General features: G+C 44.2%; 15 protein-coding genes. 7 read left to right on the forward strand and 8 right to left on the reverse strand.

What is annotated here, in order from left to right:
• Positions 1-102: 102 nt before the first annotated feature.
• Positions 103-801, forward strand: coding sequence for a transporter substrate-binding domain-containing protein (locus NH568_RS19175; protein WP_253049882.1), 699 nt, complete (start codon positions 103-105; stop codon positions 799-801).
• On the opposite strand, the gene NH568_RS19180 is transcribed toward NH568_RS19175, so the two are convergent.
• Together NH568_RS19180 and NH568_RS19185 are read right to left on the reverse strand one after the other, a co-directional pair.
• Entirely contained in the window at positions 798-1,046 is a 249-nt protein-coding gene (locus tag NH568_RS19180; protein WP_253049884.1) for a VF530 family protein, read from the reverse strand. The genes NH568_RS19175 and NH568_RS19180 overlap by 4 nt on opposite strands.
• Positions 1,047-1,073: 27 nt before the next feature.
• A complete protein-coding gene (locus NH568_RS19185; RefSeq protein WP_253049886.1) occupies positions 1,074-1,358 on the reverse strand; it encodes a DUF1496 domain-containing protein in 285 nt (94 codons plus the stop codon).
• A 152-nt stretch (positions 1,359-1,510) separates the two neighbouring features.
• On the opposite strand from NH568_RS19185, the gene NH568_RS19190 reads away from it, so the two are divergent.
• On the forward strand, positions 1,511-1,741 hold the full coding sequence (locus NH568_RS19190) for a TIGR02647 family protein (protein ID WP_054016710.1): 231 nt from the start codon (positions 1,511-1,513) through the stop codon (positions 1,739-1,741).
• 46 nt (positions 1,742-1,787) lie between these two features.
• Here the strand turns inward: NH568_RS19190 and maiA are convergent, their stop codons facing one another.
• Together maiA and hmgA are read right to left on the reverse strand one after the other, a co-directional pair.
• Entirely contained in the window at positions 1,788-2,417 is a 630-nt protein-coding gene (gene maiA, locus NH568_RS19195) for a maleylacetoacetate isomerase (protein ID WP_253049888.1), read from the reverse strand.
• A gap of 128 nt (positions 2,418-2,545) precedes the next feature.
• Positions 2,546-3,841, reverse strand: a complete 1,296-nt coding sequence (gene hmgA, locus NH568_RS19200) for a homogentisate 1,2-dioxygenase (protein WP_253049890.1) — start codon at positions 3,839-3,841, stop codon at positions 2,546-2,548.
• Between the two features lie 127 nt (positions 3,842-3,968).
• On the opposite strand from hmgA, the gene NH568_RS19205 reads away from it, so the two are divergent.
• Positions 3,969-4,397: a MarR family transcriptional regulator gene (locus NH568_RS19205; RefSeq protein WP_253049892.1), complete on the forward strand. Its 429-nt coding sequence runs from the start codon at positions 3,969-3,971 to the stop codon at positions 4,395-4,397.
• A gap of 112 nt (positions 4,398-4,509) precedes the next feature.
• On the opposite strand, the gene NH568_RS19210 is transcribed toward NH568_RS19205, so the two are convergent.
• Positions 4,510-7,647 (reverse strand): TonB-dependent receptor, encoded by a 3,138-nt coding sequence (locus tag NH568_RS19210; protein WP_253049894.1) that lies wholly within the window; start codon positions 7,645-7,647, stop codon positions 4,510-4,512.
• A gap of 48 nt (positions 7,648-7,695) precedes the next feature.
• Positions 7,696-8,535 (reverse strand): S1/P1 nuclease, encoded by an 840-nt coding sequence (locus tag NH568_RS19215; protein ID WP_253049896.1) that lies wholly within the window; start codon positions 8,533-8,535, stop codon positions 7,696-7,698.
• Positions 8,536-8,804: 269 nt separating this feature from the next.
• Between NH568_RS19215 and NH568_RS19220 the strand changes: the two genes are divergently transcribed.
• On the forward strand, positions 8,805-9,653 hold the full coding sequence (locus NH568_RS19220; protein ID WP_253049898.1) for a PhnD/SsuA/transferrin family substrate-binding protein: 849 nt from the start codon (positions 8,805-8,807) through the stop codon (positions 9,651-9,653).
• Entirely contained in the window at positions 9,643-10,563 is a 921-nt protein-coding gene (locus NH568_RS19225) for a hypothetical protein (protein ID WP_253049900.1), read from the forward strand. The genes NH568_RS19220 and NH568_RS19225 overlap by 11 nt, the downstream gene beginning before the upstream one ends.
• Positions 10,564-10,606: 43 nt before the next feature.
• Here NH568_RS19225 and ushA read toward each other — a convergent pair whose 3' ends face one another.
• Positions 10,607-12,214, reverse strand: a complete 1,608-nt coding sequence (gene ushA / locus NH568_RS19230; protein ID WP_253049902.1) for a bifunctional UDP-sugar hydrolase/5'-nucleotidase UshA — start codon at positions 12,212-12,214, stop codon at positions 10,607-10,609.
• 69 nt (positions 12,215-12,283) lie between these two features.
• Positions 12,284-12,469: a hypothetical protein gene (locus tag NH568_RS19235; protein ID WP_253049903.1), complete on the reverse strand. Its 186-nt coding sequence runs from the start codon at positions 12,467-12,469 to the stop codon at positions 12,284-12,286.
• 271 nt (positions 12,470-12,740) lie between these two features.
• On the opposite strand from NH568_RS19235, the gene NH568_RS19240 reads away from it, so the two are divergent.
• Positions 12,741-15,617, forward strand: a complete 2,877-nt coding sequence (locus NH568_RS19240) for an insulinase family protein (RefSeq protein WP_253049905.1) — start codon at positions 12,741-12,743, stop codon at positions 15,615-15,617.
• 56 nt (positions 15,618-15,673) lie between these two features.
• On the forward strand, positions 15,674-16,192 hold the full coding sequence (locus NH568_RS19245; RefSeq protein ID WP_253049907.1) for a GNAT family N-acetyltransferase: 519 nt from the start codon (positions 15,674-15,676) through the stop codon (positions 16,190-16,192).
• Positions 16,193-16,197: the final 5 nt, after the last annotated feature.

A 16,197-nucleotide genomic window follows, 5' to 3' on the forward strand; every position in this document is an offset into this window, starting at 1 on the left:
GTTAACCATTCAAATTAAAATTTAACCGCTAACTCTATTCACAGTATCCGAATATTTTCCTATATTAAAATTTGTAGGTTAAGAAAACCAAAGGAGCGATACTTGGTACGCTGGCTAATTTACCCGTGGTTATTGCTAGGGAGTATTGGAACACACGCTTATACACTGACTCTGGTTACTGAAAACTTCGCGCATTTTCAGTATATAAATGGAGAGGGTGAACTAGTTGGTCATGCTGCGGATAAAGTTGTTAAAGTGTTAAATGAGGCAAATGTTGATTATCAACTCTCAGTGGACAACTGGAGCACCTCTTATAATAGTGCAAAGCGGGACCCAAACACTTGTATTTTCTCTATCGCCAAAAGCAAGCACAGGGACGCGTTATTTTCATGGGTGTTCCCCATTGGCGGATTTACAACCTCATTTTACGCCCTAAAGACAGCAAACATTCGTATCGAAGACTTGGAGCAAGCTAGACAGTATAAAATAGCTGTCATCCGAGATAACTTCAGTCATCAATACCTCAAGAGCCACGGCTTTTCAGAAGGTCAGCAGCTATTGCTAATTCAATCATTTGATAAGATATTTCAGTTACTTGCTACACGTCGAGATATTGTCGATTTAGTGATTTTGAGTGACGCTCAGTTTGAACACAAGAGCAAGAGCGAGCCTATGAGCAGTGAACTTGAACGTGTAATGACGCTCAATCAGATGAATACCCGACTCTATTTCGCCTGCAATAAGAAGGTACCCCAAAGTGTTATTAAACGCATTAAGGCTGCCTATGATCGCTTGTACTAGGGCTTCTTAATCTCCGGCCAACTAAAGCCATGAAAAGTATCTATATAGAGCGCCTCTACTTTCTCTCTTGCCCATGGCGTCTTACGGAGAAACTTCAGACTCGATTTAACCGACGGGTCTTTTTTGAAGCAATTGATATTTACTGCTTCAGACATTGCTTCCCAGCCGAGTTGTTCAACCAGCCGTTCAACAATATCCTGAAGCTTGACGCCATGTAATGGGTTATTGGGTTGTGATTCGCTCATACTGCATTATTCATTGTTTCAAAGCGCCTAGTGTACCCTGATTTTACCTTTCATTTCTACTCTGATGGGTTCTCCGTCCTCATCAAGTTTGAGCCACATTAGCGGACTTTGTGGTTGGTTTGTATAGCGGTGGCTGCAGACATAGAGTTGATCAACTTGTTTGATGATTGCGCCCTGTGTGTATCTGAGATCCTGATACCAACACACAGGCTGCAGTTGTTCTAAATACAGGTTTGTCTCGTCACCAACGGCAAGCCCTTTGAGTGGAATCAAAGAAAATGTAAATAAAAAGAAAACTGACCGATTTTTCATGGCATAACTCCCAGTTCAAGCTAAATTTAAGTTGGTAAGCTAATGTACTATATACCTTAGCTATTGGTAACGTGCCGGCAAGCAGCTTGTTGCTGTCAGGCCAAGATAATATATGCAGAAGTTGGGCCTATAATTAGGTCTCAGGAGGGATTATGGCATTTGATGAAAAACTAATGGCTGAGCTGGAACTACTGGTGAAGTTTCCACGTAGTAGTTTGCACCAGGGGATAAAAATACACAAAAATGCAGATCAAGGTATTCTGGCAGCTGCCGAACGCTTGTATGCGAAAGGGGTTATCGATCAGCCCGACGGAGGTTACCTGACCGACCTGGGACATGATTTGTTAACGCATTTGGACCAGGTACACAGCGCCCTTAAGTAGGGTGTACGAAAAGGAGCGCAATATGCTAGCGCTCCTGTTCGCTGGATCACTGCGGTGCGTCAGGTTGATTTTCTGGTGCAGCCTGTATGAATGCAGGGAGCGTATTACAGTGTTCGTAGATGCGGGCAATTTTCGGGAAATCACTCATATCAACGTTGAAGCGCAGTGCATTGTAAACCTGTGGTACTAAACAAACGTCAGCCAGTGTCGGCGTATCACCAAAGCAAAACGCGTCATCGCCCAGCATAACCTCTAGTTTTTTAAAGCCTTCAATTACCCAGTGCTGATACCAGGTATTTTTTTGTTCATCTGAAACTGATAACTCATTGCTCAGATACTTTAACACTCTCAGGTTATCAATTGGGTGAATATCGCAAGCAATAGCATAGCTAAAGTTACGCACCTGAGCTTTTTGCCAGGCGTCATCAGGTAATAATGGCGCTGCATCAAAAGCGTCCTCAAGCCATTCGAGTATAGCCAGAGACTGTGCCAGCATACCTTGTTCAGTTTCAAGTGCAGGTAACAAACCTTGTGCATTTTTGCTCAGGTAATCAGCGCCTTGTTGCTCTGATTTGAGCAAATTCACCGGAACAAGTTCATGGTCCAGTTGTTTCAGGTTTAATGCGATACGAACACGATATGCAGCGGAAGAACGAAAATAAGTATACAGTTTCATGTTTGATCCTTTAATTCACGACGATTATCCTGGTCCCAACAAAATGACCAGAAGAGTATTGGCTCAAATAAGAAACGCTGAGCAGGGGGATTCCGCTCAGCGTACTCAATTTTATACACAAAGGGTGGTTAGGCACCTTGGTAATATTTCTTGATACCTTTCCAGCAATCAAGGTAATTTGGCTGGCGTTCTTTACCTTCTAATGCGTATTTAGTTGGTGAAATCACATAGCGTGACTCAAACATGAAGGCCAGTGTGTTTTCATAACGCTGTGGCTCAAGCTCTGCATTCGATGCTTTTTCGAAGACATCAGCTTCAGGGCCATGGGGAGACATGCAGTTGTGCAGGCTCATACCGCCGGGTACAAAACCGTGCTCTTTGGCATCGTATACGCCTTCAATCAGACCCATAAACTCACTCATGATGTTACGGTGGTAGTATGGTGGACGGAAAGTATTCTCTGCCACCATCCAGCGCGGTGGGAAGATCACAAAGTCGACGTTTGCAACACCAGGTGTACCCGAAGGTGATGTCAGAACAGTAAAAATTGACGGATCTGGGTGGTCAAAACTCACCGTATTCATGACATTGAAGCGGGCAAGGTCGTACTTATATGGAGCGCTGTTACCTGTCCAGGCGACGACATCAAGTGGCGAATGTCCGATATCACAACGGAACAGGTTACCATTGAATTTAGCAACGAGTTCAAAATCACCCTCCAGATCTTCGAATGCTGCTACCGGGTAAAGGAAGTCGCGCTCATTGGTATAGCCATTTGCACCAACAGGGCCACGTTCAGGCAAGATGTAAGGATTACCATAGTTTTCGCAGATATAACCCCTGACCTGTTCGCTTAGCAGCTCTACACGGAACTTAATACCGCGCGGGATCACCGCAATTTCGCCAGGCTTAATTGCCAGCTTGCCACACTCAGTGTGCAGTACCAGCTCACCAAGCTGAGGAACAAAAAGTAATTCGCCATCGGCGTTGTAGAAATAACGTCCTTCCATAGAAGCGTTAGCAACGTAAACATGGATACCGATGCCAGCCTGACCGTTGGCACTGCCGTTTGCAGCCATAGTGATTAAGCCATCGACAAAGTCAGTTTTGTCGGCTGGTACTTCGACCGGATTCCAGCGCAACATGGTTGGTGGAGTCGGTACTTCAGTGATTGGGGCTGTGCGCAGCAGACCATTGTCCATTGCCTGGTAATCACCCTGAACAACTGATGGACGAATACGGTAGAACCAGTTTCTACGGTTCTCAGCACGCGGCGCTGTGAAAGCCGTCGTGTTATATTGCTCTGCGTAAAGGTCGTATTTTACTTTTTGTGGTGAAAACTGACCGACAGGCAGGGCGCCGGGCAGGGCTTCGGTTTCAAATTCATTACCAAAACCGCTCATATACTCGAATTCTGCACTCATTTTGCATAGACTCCGTTGATGTTTTTTGTAAAGATACTCTCATGTGAGAGTATTTTCAATCTTTGGCTGTTTTTAATGTGTAAACTTATATATACGAAAATCCGCCTGATGTATCTGGAGCTTGATAATGGCGTTTGATATCAATGAATTTCTGCCGTACCGCATGGTTAGGCTGGCTAATGCTATGAGTGAGGCTTTTTCTGAAGTGTATGAACAAGCCGGGCTGACCATACCCCAGTGGCGGGTGTTGGTGCATCTGGCTCAACACCCGGGGGCAACAGCAAAGCAGTTGTGCGACCTGGCAAGTATGGACAAATCAACGGTGTCGAGAGCCATTAAGCAATTGCAGCAACAGGGTATGCTGGTTGCCCGGCAAAGTGAGACGGATAAACGCGCCACTGAAATGATGTTAACAGAGCAGGGCAGGGTATTGTATGAAACGCTGACACCAGAAGCGCTGGTTTGGGAAAGTAAACTCTTAAGCGAGTTAAACCCGGATGAAAAACAAGCTTTATTGGTGACAATGAAAAAGCTGGAAGGGCATTTTCTTTTATAATGTAGCAAGTAGCCAGATTAAGTAGCTCAAACTTATCGTCTGATTAATCATAACAAAAAAAAGGTCAACCGAAGTTGACCTTTAGAGATTATCTAATTACGTGTTATAGATATTAGAAATCGTATTTAACACCTACACGGATTTCCCAAAGTGAAGGGCGAACTTCAAAATCAGTACCGCTTGGGTCATTAAATTTAACGAACTCGTAGCGACCAGCCTCTGTAATACGTGCAGTAACTGCATTTTGCATGGCACTGCCCGTTTCCATTACGCCCCAGTCGTCGTTCAACAAGTTACCCAGGTTCTTGATTGTGAAGAACGCAGAACCTTTATGACCATCTGCAAAGCCTGCAAATTCCTGCTCAACTTTCAAGTCAAAAGTAACCCACCATTCACCGTCTTGAGAGTTACGGTCAAGGACTTGACCGCGAGCAAGGCCTTCACGCTCAACCCAGGCATCAAATGCCGCTTTATCGAAGTCAGCACCGTATTGAACAGCATTGTCTTCAATGTTTGGTACGTACAATAGGTCACGTTCAGTATCAGCGAATCCAAACATACCTGTGTTGTCGAACGTGTAAGAGTAAGGGTTAGTTACGCTTGCCTGACCAAATAGGTTGAACTTAGTCTCGTAGCCGTCGATGAACTCATGCTTGTATGACAGTGACAGAGTTGCACGGTGTGGAACTTCATAGTTAGAAGTCGACAGGTTAGGTGCCTCTGGGTTTGCCGTTGCAAAGAAGTGGTAGTTCGAGAACGCCACTGAGCTTGTCATTGGGTGCACGTCTTTAGAGACAGTGTAAGCATATGACATTGCCAAATCGATGCCGTTGTCAAATGACTTGTTCATACCGAACGACAGGATGTGTGAATATGCGTCTTCACCTTTTACATTAGTAAGTAAGAAATCTGAATTTCTTGGGTGCAGATCGTCTGAGTAGATTGGACGACCATCTGGTGCAGTACCAGCGCGAACTAAGGCTAAGTTTCTGACGATAGCCGAGTTTTGCTTGTGAGTGTATAGGTAATCAACGGTGAATACGTAGTCTTCTTCTGTAACATACGTTGCACCTAGTGAGTATTTCCACTCAGATGGGATTTCAAAATCAGCATCTGTTACGTTGGTGCTTGCATCAGCAGTACCACTGCCAACAGCATCATACAGGTCTTTAGGGATAGCATAACCTGCTTTGCCATTGCCTACGAATGCAACCGCATCCGGACCAAGTAATTGCATGTTCTTTTGGTTGATCTGGATGTTACGGATACCATCGTTAGAGTAGCTGTTTGAGATCCAAACGTTCGGGTTACCACCTGAGTACAAGCCAATACCACCACGCAGCTCAAGCTGGTCGTTGTAGACCCAGTTGAAGCCTAAACGTGGTTGCAGTAGTGATACGCCGTCAAGGTTTTGCTGGTTAGAGTGAAGACCTTGGAAACGTCCTGCTGGCTCTGTTCCACCTGGTACGTAATCCGGGTTGTAGAAGTTCTTATTCAGAGTAGGAACATCGCTACTGGTGTACCAGTCATAACGAAGGCCTGCTGTGATTGAGATCTCGTAATCTTCCAGATCAAATTTATCTTGCACATATAGGGTGTTAAGCGCGTACTTGAACTCACCTGCAGCATCGATTGGGTTATGGCTACTTGCGTTACCATAGTAAACGCGAGCTACACCATTGCGGAAATCTTCAATACCACCGAAGAAACGATGCTCGCCTTCGTTGTGCTGTACGAACATGTTGAAGACATCCAGCTCTTCCATTTCGTAGCCGAAGCTAATCTCATGAGCGTCAAGGTAGTATGTACCAGCCAATTTAAGAGACAGGTTATCGTACTTTAACTTGTTAGCCTGACGAGAGTCGTCTGGACCAATGTAAACAGTTACGTCGTCAGTATAGATTTGCATTTCACCGAAGCCAGATGCAGCGTCCAGAGAGTTCTGACGGTTATCAAGCTTAGAGTAGCCAACACGTACTTCAGTTGAGAAATCGTCTGTCCAGTCAGAGTATACAGTTGCAACGTAAGAATTTAGTTCCGCGCCACGCTCGTAGAAGTGGTTGGAAAGAGACATACGGTCTGAACTTGAATCAGACTGGCTCAGAGAGAAACCGTCGTTGTAGTTGTATACGAATGAAGCACGGTGCATTTCGTTGATGTTCCAATCCAGCTTGATCAGGATTTTCTCATCTTCTACAGGCATACTTGGGATCATCGAACCAGGGTCATAGTCATATAAAGACTTAGAAATATCGATGATTTCATTGATTTCGTCTAATTCGATTTTCCCATTGGCAAATGGTGTATATTCAAAAACCTGAGAGCCTTCCAGCTTTTCGTAGCTGGTGAAAAGGAAAAGCGTATCTTCAATCAGAGGCATACCTACGTTGAAGCCATAACGCTTCTCATCATAGTCGCCCAGATCTTGCTTAGCACCTTCGATTTTATCACCAGAAAGTGAATCGCTGGTGTAGTCAAAGAAAACGCCGCCATGGATTTCGTTGGTACCAGACTTGGTTACGGCATTGATATTACACGAAGTAAAGCCGCCGTACTGTACGTCAAACGGTGCTAACTCAACTGCTACCTGTGCAATAGTATCGAAAGAGAAAGGCATGCGTTCAGTTGGATAACCGTTGCTGTTCAGGCCAAAGTTGTCATTCATACGAACGCCATCTACGGTCAGGCTGTTGAATCTTGGGTTACCACCAGCACACTGGATAGCGCCTGAGTTAGACTCGTCAACAAAAATACGAGGGTCTGTACGTACAATGTCTTTCAGGTCGCGGTTGATTGCTGGCTTTTCTTGCAAATCAGCTAAAGAGAAGTTAGTTGCCGGGCCTGTACCACCAGAGTTCATGGTAATTGGACGACCAGTTACAACGATTTGCTCCATTTGGCTTTTAGACTGTAGCTGAACCGTAACAGGGTAAGTTTTACCCAGACTCAGGTATACATCTTCTACCATAGTGTCTTCGAAACTATCAGAGTCAACGATAATCTGGTAAGGACCACCAACGCGCAGGCCTTTCGCTGAGAATGAACCGTTTTCACCAACTGTTGTTGTTTTCACTGAGCCAGAAGGCGTGTGAATAATGGTGATTTTGGTGCCAACTGCCGGGTTTCCATTTGGACCGGTGATTTGACCTTTTACCGCAGAAGCAGTGTCATTCGCATAAGCAGCGCCACTTGCACCGACACATGCAGCGATTGCAAGTGAGAGAGCCGTTTTGCGTAGTTGCGTTTTCATTATGTTGTTTCCCGTGTTATAGGTTTATTAAATAATAATTGTCAAGGTTCACTTGGCTGCTTTTAATGCAGTTTCAAGCGGTCTTGAATTTTTGTCAAAAATTTGGTTTAGCAATCCTGCCAGTCTAATCCCTCCTTGAAGAAGGCGAGACTTTACAACCGGGGTGTACCTATGAATATACGCCCAGCTGATGTCAGTTTCATTGCTATTATAAATATTTTCAGCTATTTGATTCGATTCTACCAGCCAGTCGGCGGGGCGACTGTTAAGCATTTGCGCTATTTTCTTTTTATCGCGTGTTGCAATAAAGTCGCTCAATTCCCGGTAAGAAAGCGCTTGATGTTCAATCAGTTTAGTATCAAAAACGGAGTGTAGATTTGTTTCTTCACTAAAAAAGGTCACTTTAATGAGGTTACCACCGCGATCTTCACTGCGGCCGGCATGAAATGGCTGATGTGCGTCCCCGACTAAATGAACCAGGAACTTTAGCGCGAATTGCTTGTCTTCTATAGAGGACTTTGTGTTTTCAAGCGTAGCAACAGAGTAGTTGATGCCGTCTAATATGTGTTTCACGTCGCGTTTATGTTCTACCGACGGATCGTCATAGTGCGTCATACGGCTTGGATCTTTAATGTTTATATAGTGCCACTTACCAGACTGCTTTTTCCAAAAAGTTTCTGAGCTCGAGCGCATTTCATCCGCCCAGGTAGAAACCTCAGCAAGTGAATCTTCTGCTAGCAAGGCTTTTACTGCTTTTTCGGTCACAGGGGTGAGGTTTTGTTGGGCTAATTCACCCACAACTCTATGACCATTCATACCCCAGGACAAAGCACTGGTGCTGAAAATTAAAGTAGATAACACCAGACACTGTATAGAAGCTCGTAACATCAAAAATTCTCGTTACCCAAAACGGGTATTGTTTACACCTTTGGAATGCGGCCAATTGTCCGGATTTTTTCGCAAAAGAAAAGGACTCAATGGGATTCATAATTTCTTGTTAATAAAGCAGCTAAAACAAATATTTATGTCTTTTTAGTAAGTTTACCTATTGCAATAAGTAATAAAAATTGATCTAATATAGGGGCGCGCAACTTAAGAAATACGAAGTTTTGAAAAATAATCACTCTCTAAGCAATAAAACAACTATTGTTACAGTTTTGTTTCTCTCAGTCTGGTGCTGTTGGTTACTTGCCAGTAATCTCACGGGCAAGCCGGTAGGTGAGTTACCAAAACTGGTCGAAAGCAGTGTCTCCTGTGAGACCCGCTCAACGAGTAATAAAGCCGCTTTTAGGGTGCATGTTCCGGTGGAGCCTCTGGCCCGAAAGTTAGCCCCCGCCTTGTGTCAGGATGAAGTGATAGCAAAGCAATATGGTCGGGTAAAGGTTCGCTACAGTGGTGAACTGGCAGAACAAATTGACTACATTGCCAAGGGGCTTGCTGATCTGACTTTATCAAAAGATAACGTGATGGCGGCACTAAAAGCGCAGTCTACTTATAATTATATGCCAGTCGTTGGCTATCCTACCTATACTGCATTTTTTATTTCAAACCGAGAAAAGCCAAGGTTAGAGAAAGCGTACTTTCTGGATAAGAAAATTGGTTTGCTGGATTATCCAACCAGCCGCTCTGGTCATATCATTCCAAAACAAATGTTTAAACGACTCGATTTAGATATGCGCGTTTTGGATATCCAGTATGTAAGTTCTCACCAAGTGTTAAGAGAAAAGCTCTCAGCGGGAGAGCTAGACATTATCGCAACCTATTGGCAGGAAAGTGACGAGAGCAAGTTCTCTGCAAATTACATTACCCCTATCGGTGAAAATATCAGTGGTAGCCGCTGGTATGTAAAAATGGATGTTGATAACACTGACCTGGCATGCGCCTTACAGCACCTGTTGCAGGACGTAGCTAAGAATAACGGTTCAAGCTATTTTGATAAACTGGATCTGTATTGGCAATGTAATGATCTACCTGTTTATTTTCTTGGAGAAATAGATGAGTCGTAAAACAGGTTTGCTGGCATTCTCTATTTATAGTGTCATTTTTTCGCTGGTATTTGTGTTTGCTCATGAACGAGCAATCAGACACGTAATTGAGCAAGACTTGGCGAGTATCAAGCTTCGTGTTGCTCTGGATAAAAATCGCCTTCCAATTGCAGACCCACAGCTTAATTATGCTGGTGATGCAGCCCGTGTTAAGGGATATATAGACACCCTGAATAAAAAGCTACAAAAAGAAATGAGCCGGGTTCGGGTCCTGAGTATCTCTGCAAAAGATGACCAGGCGAGCGATGAACTGATTCTGTTATCAGGCGCGGATGGCAGTACCGCTATCCGCTATGAGGCAAACACGAACCACAACCGCTGGCTATATATACTACCTTTGGTAGTTGCCTTGTTAAATCTTGCTTTTTATCGGTCAGTTTCTCAAAAAAGGGAGCAGGCAAAGCGGCAATCGGCTACCACTATGGCTGCCAAACCTAAACCACAGCACCTGGTTGTCGATCTGTATTCAAAGACACTATGCCTCAGTGATGACAAGACTCGACAGGTTCAACTGGCCAATAAGCCACTGTGTTTTTACCTCGCACTTCTGGAGTTTTGTTTACACAACCCTGATGTATCACTCAATCAGAATAAAGAAGTGCCAGATGAGTTACTGGACATCGCAGATAAATACTTCCATCGCTTGGTTGCATTGGGTCACACGATAAGAAAACGGCCTAATTTTTCAAACAGTCTTGAAAAAACCCTGAGTGAGATCCGTGCGGCACTGGATGAGCTGTTAACACACCAACCTGAGCTAAAAGCAAAGCTTTACCCGCCTAAAGCGCATGGGGAGGGGTCACGCTCAAAATTACACAGCTATGGATTGAAAGCGCAAAAGGCAGAGGATATCGAAGTGATTGGAAAGTAATAAAAGACGGGCGGAGGCAGATGCCGCCCGTGTGTGCTATTAGCTAGTCTGATAATGTTGATAGCTTAATGGGGGAGTGGCGTTCAATAAAATCTCTCAAAACCTGTGCATCGGTACTATCGGTGGCTGTATATCCAGGTAAGTCAGTTAATACAGGGTAACCATCTCCACCAGCTGCGTTGTAGCTGTTAATGCTCATTCGATAAGTTTTATTTGGATCAACGAGCTCTCCTTGTATCTTCACATTTGTCAGCTTGCCATCGTGTATATCGAACTCGATACCATGATATTGCAAATAAGCGCCTGAGTCTGGCGGAAACATGCTAACAACTGACATATAGTCGATGAGCTCCTGACCAGTCCAGTCTATGTAGGTGATCCGGTTTCGAAACGGATGCACTGTCAAAATATCTTTGTAGCTGACTTCCCCGGCTTTTATACTGGCTCTTATCCCTCCGCCGCTGATGAGTCCGAAATCTGCACCTACGGCTGCCATTTGTGCTTTAATGACCAAATCGCCAAGGGGGCTTTGTCTGAAACGAACTGTGTCTCTGCGGCCATCTAAGAACGCATCGACTTCCCCAACGGCGCCCGCAATTTTGCTTTCTCCGGTCTTTTGATAAGGGGCTAAAAATGCTTTTAACTCCGGGTCATGTTCTATGTAATCATGTGCCCACTGACCCTGTTCATCTTTTAGGTTCACAGGGATCAATTCATAGCTTTCAAGCGTTTTCTCATTTCCAGATATTCTGAAAACCGCTTTACCTACGTATTTTCCCCATTCATGAGCCTGCATAATCCAGACGCCGTTTTGCTGATCCGGCTTACATGCTTTGCCAGGAGCAAAGTCAGGATCTTCTTCGCCATTTTCATCTATGCAGATAGGTTCCTGCGAGTGACCTCCTATGATCATGTCCAGAGTACCGGCAGGCACATTACGAGCCAGCGTGACATCTCCCGGTGCATTGATGCCATAAGCAGCGTCATGATAGTGACCCATATGCGTTACTGCGATTGTTACGTCTGGGTTGTATTGTTGCCTGATACGTTGGGATAGTTGAGCAGTAATGGGAGCTGGCTCTACAAAGTCGAGGCCGCCAACGAATTCAGGGTTGGCGATTTTCACAGTATCTATCGTCGTTAAACCTATAACCGCGATTTTCAGGCCCTGCTTTTCTATTATCGTATACGCTTGATAAGCGTGCTCACCGCTGTGTTTATGCAATATGTTGGCAGATAAAAGCGGAAAGTTAGACCAAGCAATTTGCTTGTCCAGGACATCAAGTGGGTTATCAAATTCGTGATTACCGATGGCCATTGCATCATAACCAAGTAAGCTCATTCCCTTGAAGTCGGGCTCTGCATGCTGAAGATCTGACTCTGGTACTCCTGTGTTAATGTCACCGCCAGACAACAGCACTAGGCTGTGGCCTTGTGCGTTGGCCTCTGCTCTTAATTTGTCTATCAGGGTTTTTCGTGCTGCCATGCCATATTCACCGTCTTCATTATGCCAAAAGCGGCCATGGTGATCATTGGTGTGAAGCACAGTAAGATAATGAACAGGGTTGAGCGTTAGATCAGATTCAGTTTGTTGTGTTGTATAGCAAGCTGAAAGCGATAGTGCCAACAGCGATGGAATGATAAAGCGCATAAGTCTACTTCAGTGGGGTCTTTCTATGCGCCTTAGTTTAAACTAAAAGCTCTAAGCAAATATAGCCGATTATTGAATTTTTGACTTCATTCTGGAGTCACACACAGCATTGTGTCTTCGAGTCAGCTCTTCTTTAGCCAGAGATTGTTTGGCATGTCCGGTGGCAACCATCCAATTGAGAAAGCTGGCAGGCAGCTTGCTGTAAGGTTCGCCGCTATGAAGTCCAAAGTCGCATATAGATTGATTTATTTCCATTATGTGTGCCCCTGATGATCCAACGTTTGCATTATTGTTTGCATGTAATGTTATCAAATAGAAAAAACTGTGTGATAAATAATTCTTTTAGGTTTTCTTGTTGTTATTACTAATCGCTATAAGGGAAAAAGTGTATTTGAGACCTTACGACCTTATTTTAATGCCCAATAACCATTGAATTAAACAGAGATAAGATGGTAGCGTTTGGGTACTAAGGTCGCCTTAAGGGATGGCCTCAAGACCAGAATAATTATATTGAGATGGATAGTTAATGAAAAAAACTATGGTAGTCGCCAGCATTGCACTGGCTTTGTTATCAGGGTGTGTGTCTACTTATCACGGAGCCGCGAAACCTGCAGCTGTGCCCCTAGCAAAATCGCTCGTTGTCAGCCCCAATGATCAAAGACAGTATCAGACACTTACTTTGTCTAATGGTATTGAGGTAATCCTGGTTTCAGACCCTGAAGTGGAGAAGTCTGCTGCAGCACTGAGTGTGGGCGTTGGCTTACTACATGACCCTATGTCCCAGCAAGGGATGGCACATTATCTCGAACATATGCTTTTTTTAGGAACCGAACGCTATCCTGATACGCAAGGCTACAAAGATTTTATGAGCCGTAACGGTGGGACACATAACGCCTACACCTGGTTAGACATTACTAACTATATGTTCAAGGTAAATAACCAGGCTTATGATGAAGCGCTTGATCGTTTTTCAGATTTCTTCAAATCGCCTAAGCTCTACCCAGAGTACACAGACAAAGAGAAAAATGCGGTCAATGCAGAGTGGTCTATGCGCCGTGAGATGGACTTTTTTGGTCAATATAAATTATCGCGTAGCATGATGGGCAACCACCCCGCAAATAGATTCTTAATTGGTAACAATGAAACACTGGGCGATAAACCAGATAGTAACCTGCATGAAGAAACGGTCGCTTTTTATAACAAATATTATTCGTCCAATATCATGAAATTGGCGATGATTTCCAATTTACCTTTGCCCGAGATGGCAGAAAAAGCACGCAGACACTTTGCAACGATTAAAAACAAGCAAATTAAAACGCCAAGTGTAACGACACAACTAGATTTTGCAGAGATAGGGCAAAAGCGCATTCATTACGTCCCGAATGAAGATGTGAAAACCTTGAAGCTGGATTTTACAATTGCCAATAACATGGATGAGTTTGCGTTTAAACCTAACTACTTTGTAACCTATTTACTGAGTAACGAAATGCAGGGTAGCCCGGCACAGGTGCTAAAAAGAAAAGGCTGGATCTCAGAACTGACAGCCAATGCGGTACCTGACTTATATGGCAACTATGGTTCTTTGTCTGTTGATATCCAACTCACGGATCTGGGTATGAGCCATCGGGAGCAGGCCGTTGCGATAGTCATGCAGTATATCCAGCTTATCAAAGAGCAAGGCGTAGACCGTAAATATTTTAAAGAAATAAAAACGTCGCTGGCTAACCAGTTCAGATTTTTAGAGCGAGGAGATGAGTTTGATTATGTTTCTGGCCTTGCAGATAGCATGCAAAAGTTTCCTGTAAACCATGCGATAAATGCCCCTTACTTCTTTGCCGATTTTAACGAACAGGCCGTCACTGAAGTACTGGAACAGCTAAATGCTCAGCGGCTTCGCGTTTGGTACATCAGTAAAAGCGAACCTCAAGACCAGCAACTACACTTTTATGATGGTCGCTATAAGGTTGTCGATATTCCTGAACATGAGCTTGTCTCCTGGCAGACAAGTATAAATCCCGAGCTCGCGTTACCAAGCATAAACCGTTTGCTTCCCGAGCAATTTGATATAGTGACGCAATCAGAACAAGAAGACAGCGTTAATAAGGTTTATCAGGACAGTACCGTTGCGGTTTGGCAGAAAACCAGTGAAAAATATAACACACAGCCAAAAGGGCGCTTACAGATACATATTAATTCTCCAAAGACGTTAGACAGTGCACAGGTTCAGGTAGCTGCCGCTTTGTGGGCAGATTTATATTCGATTGAAAAAGCAAAGTTACTGACCGAGGCATCCGTTGCTGGCATGGGGCTAAGGCTTGGTGTAAATAGCGGATTAATACTGACTATATCTGGGTTTACCGATAAACAAGGTGCTTTACTATCGCAGGCACTGGATGGTTTTAAGGTGCAACCGAGCCAAAAGCAGCTGGAGCAGGCTGCCGACAGGTTTATCAGAAATATTCAAAATCAAAGTCAACAATTCCCATTTTACCAGGCGTTTGGTCGCTATCAAGCTCTGGTGCGCTCAGGCAACTTTGATGAAGATGTATTGATTGATATTGCAGGTAAAATGACCCCAGACGCTTTCGTAAAGGCACAAAATGAACTGCTGAATCAGCATACTGTACGTATATTTGGTTATGGAAACTACAATAAAGCGTTTCTGGCAGATGTTGTCGAGGTTGTTAAGAGTACCCTTAACAAGCCCGCACAGCATAATGATTATGTGAGAGCTAAATTCTTGCAACCACAAGCTGGCAAAGCTCTGGTCTGGCAACAGGATACGGATACGGCAGATGTCGCTATTGTCGATATGTATGTGCATCCCACGCCAGGGTATGCGCAAAAAGCCGCAGCACTGGTGCTGAAATCGCACCTGAATAGCCACCTTTTCAATGCGCTGCGCACGGAGGAGCAGCTTGCTTATGCTGTAGGGGCGATAGCACAGGGGATCGATGAATACTCTGTACTGGGCTTTTATATTCAAACCCCGGTGTTGGATGTACAAGCAATGCAGGCTCGATTCGATGCATACAGGCAGGAATATGCAAAGGTACTCAATGAGCTTGACGAAGGCACCTTCAATCAACTCAAAGGTGCGGCGTTACTCTCTCTGTCAGAAGCGCCTAAAAACCTTGCCGAGGAATCGCAGCCAATTCTCATAGATTGGTACCGTAACAACCTGACTTTTGATTCGAGAGCCAAACTAATCGAAGCAACCAAGCAGGTAACTTTGGCAGATCTTAAATCTTACTTTGCTCAGAGTATGCTTAATGAAGACTCTGCGAGGCTGAACATTCAGATCCGTGGTAAAAAGTTTGCTGACAAACCTTTCGCAACCCTGCCTAATGAAGTAAAGGTAAACTCCATGGATGAGTTTTATAAAAAAGCACGGTTCGAATAAGTTGTTATCAACCTGGCGGGGCAGTTGCCCCGCTTTGTATATTAAGGGAATTTTTTATGGCGGATATCATAACTCAAACTGAGCGTCTGCTCCTGCGTCGCGCCAGGATCTCCGATGCTGAGTTAATTTATGAGCTTCTCAACCAGCAGAGTTTTATCGACAATGTTGCGGATAAACAAATAAGAACACTGGAAGATGCACAAAACTATATAGAAAGTGCATTTTTTACACCTTACGATTTGGCGGCACCGAGTCCCTATATTGTTACATTGCACGACGGAACCGCAATTGGAATTTGCGGGCTCTACCAGCGGCCTTATCTCGCCTTTCCTGATCTGGGTTATGCATTTTTAGATAGACAGTGTGGTAAAGGTTACGCGTTTGAAGCGGCACAAGCTTTACTAACGTTTGTTCGCGACTGTGGTAAATATAATGCGTTAGGTGCGATTACTACACCAGAGAATAATGCGAGTAATAAATTGTTAAGAAAGCTGAACTTTTTATTGGTTGGCACATTTCAACTGGTACCAGACATGGAACAGACCAACTTATATATAAATCAGCTCAATAAATAGTTTCT

It is taken from the genome of Pseudoalteromonas sp. XMcav2-N (assembly GCF_024124545.1).
Taxonomy (GTDB): domain Bacteria; phylum Pseudomonadota; class Gammaproteobacteria; order Enterobacterales; family Alteromonadaceae; genus Pseudoalteromonas.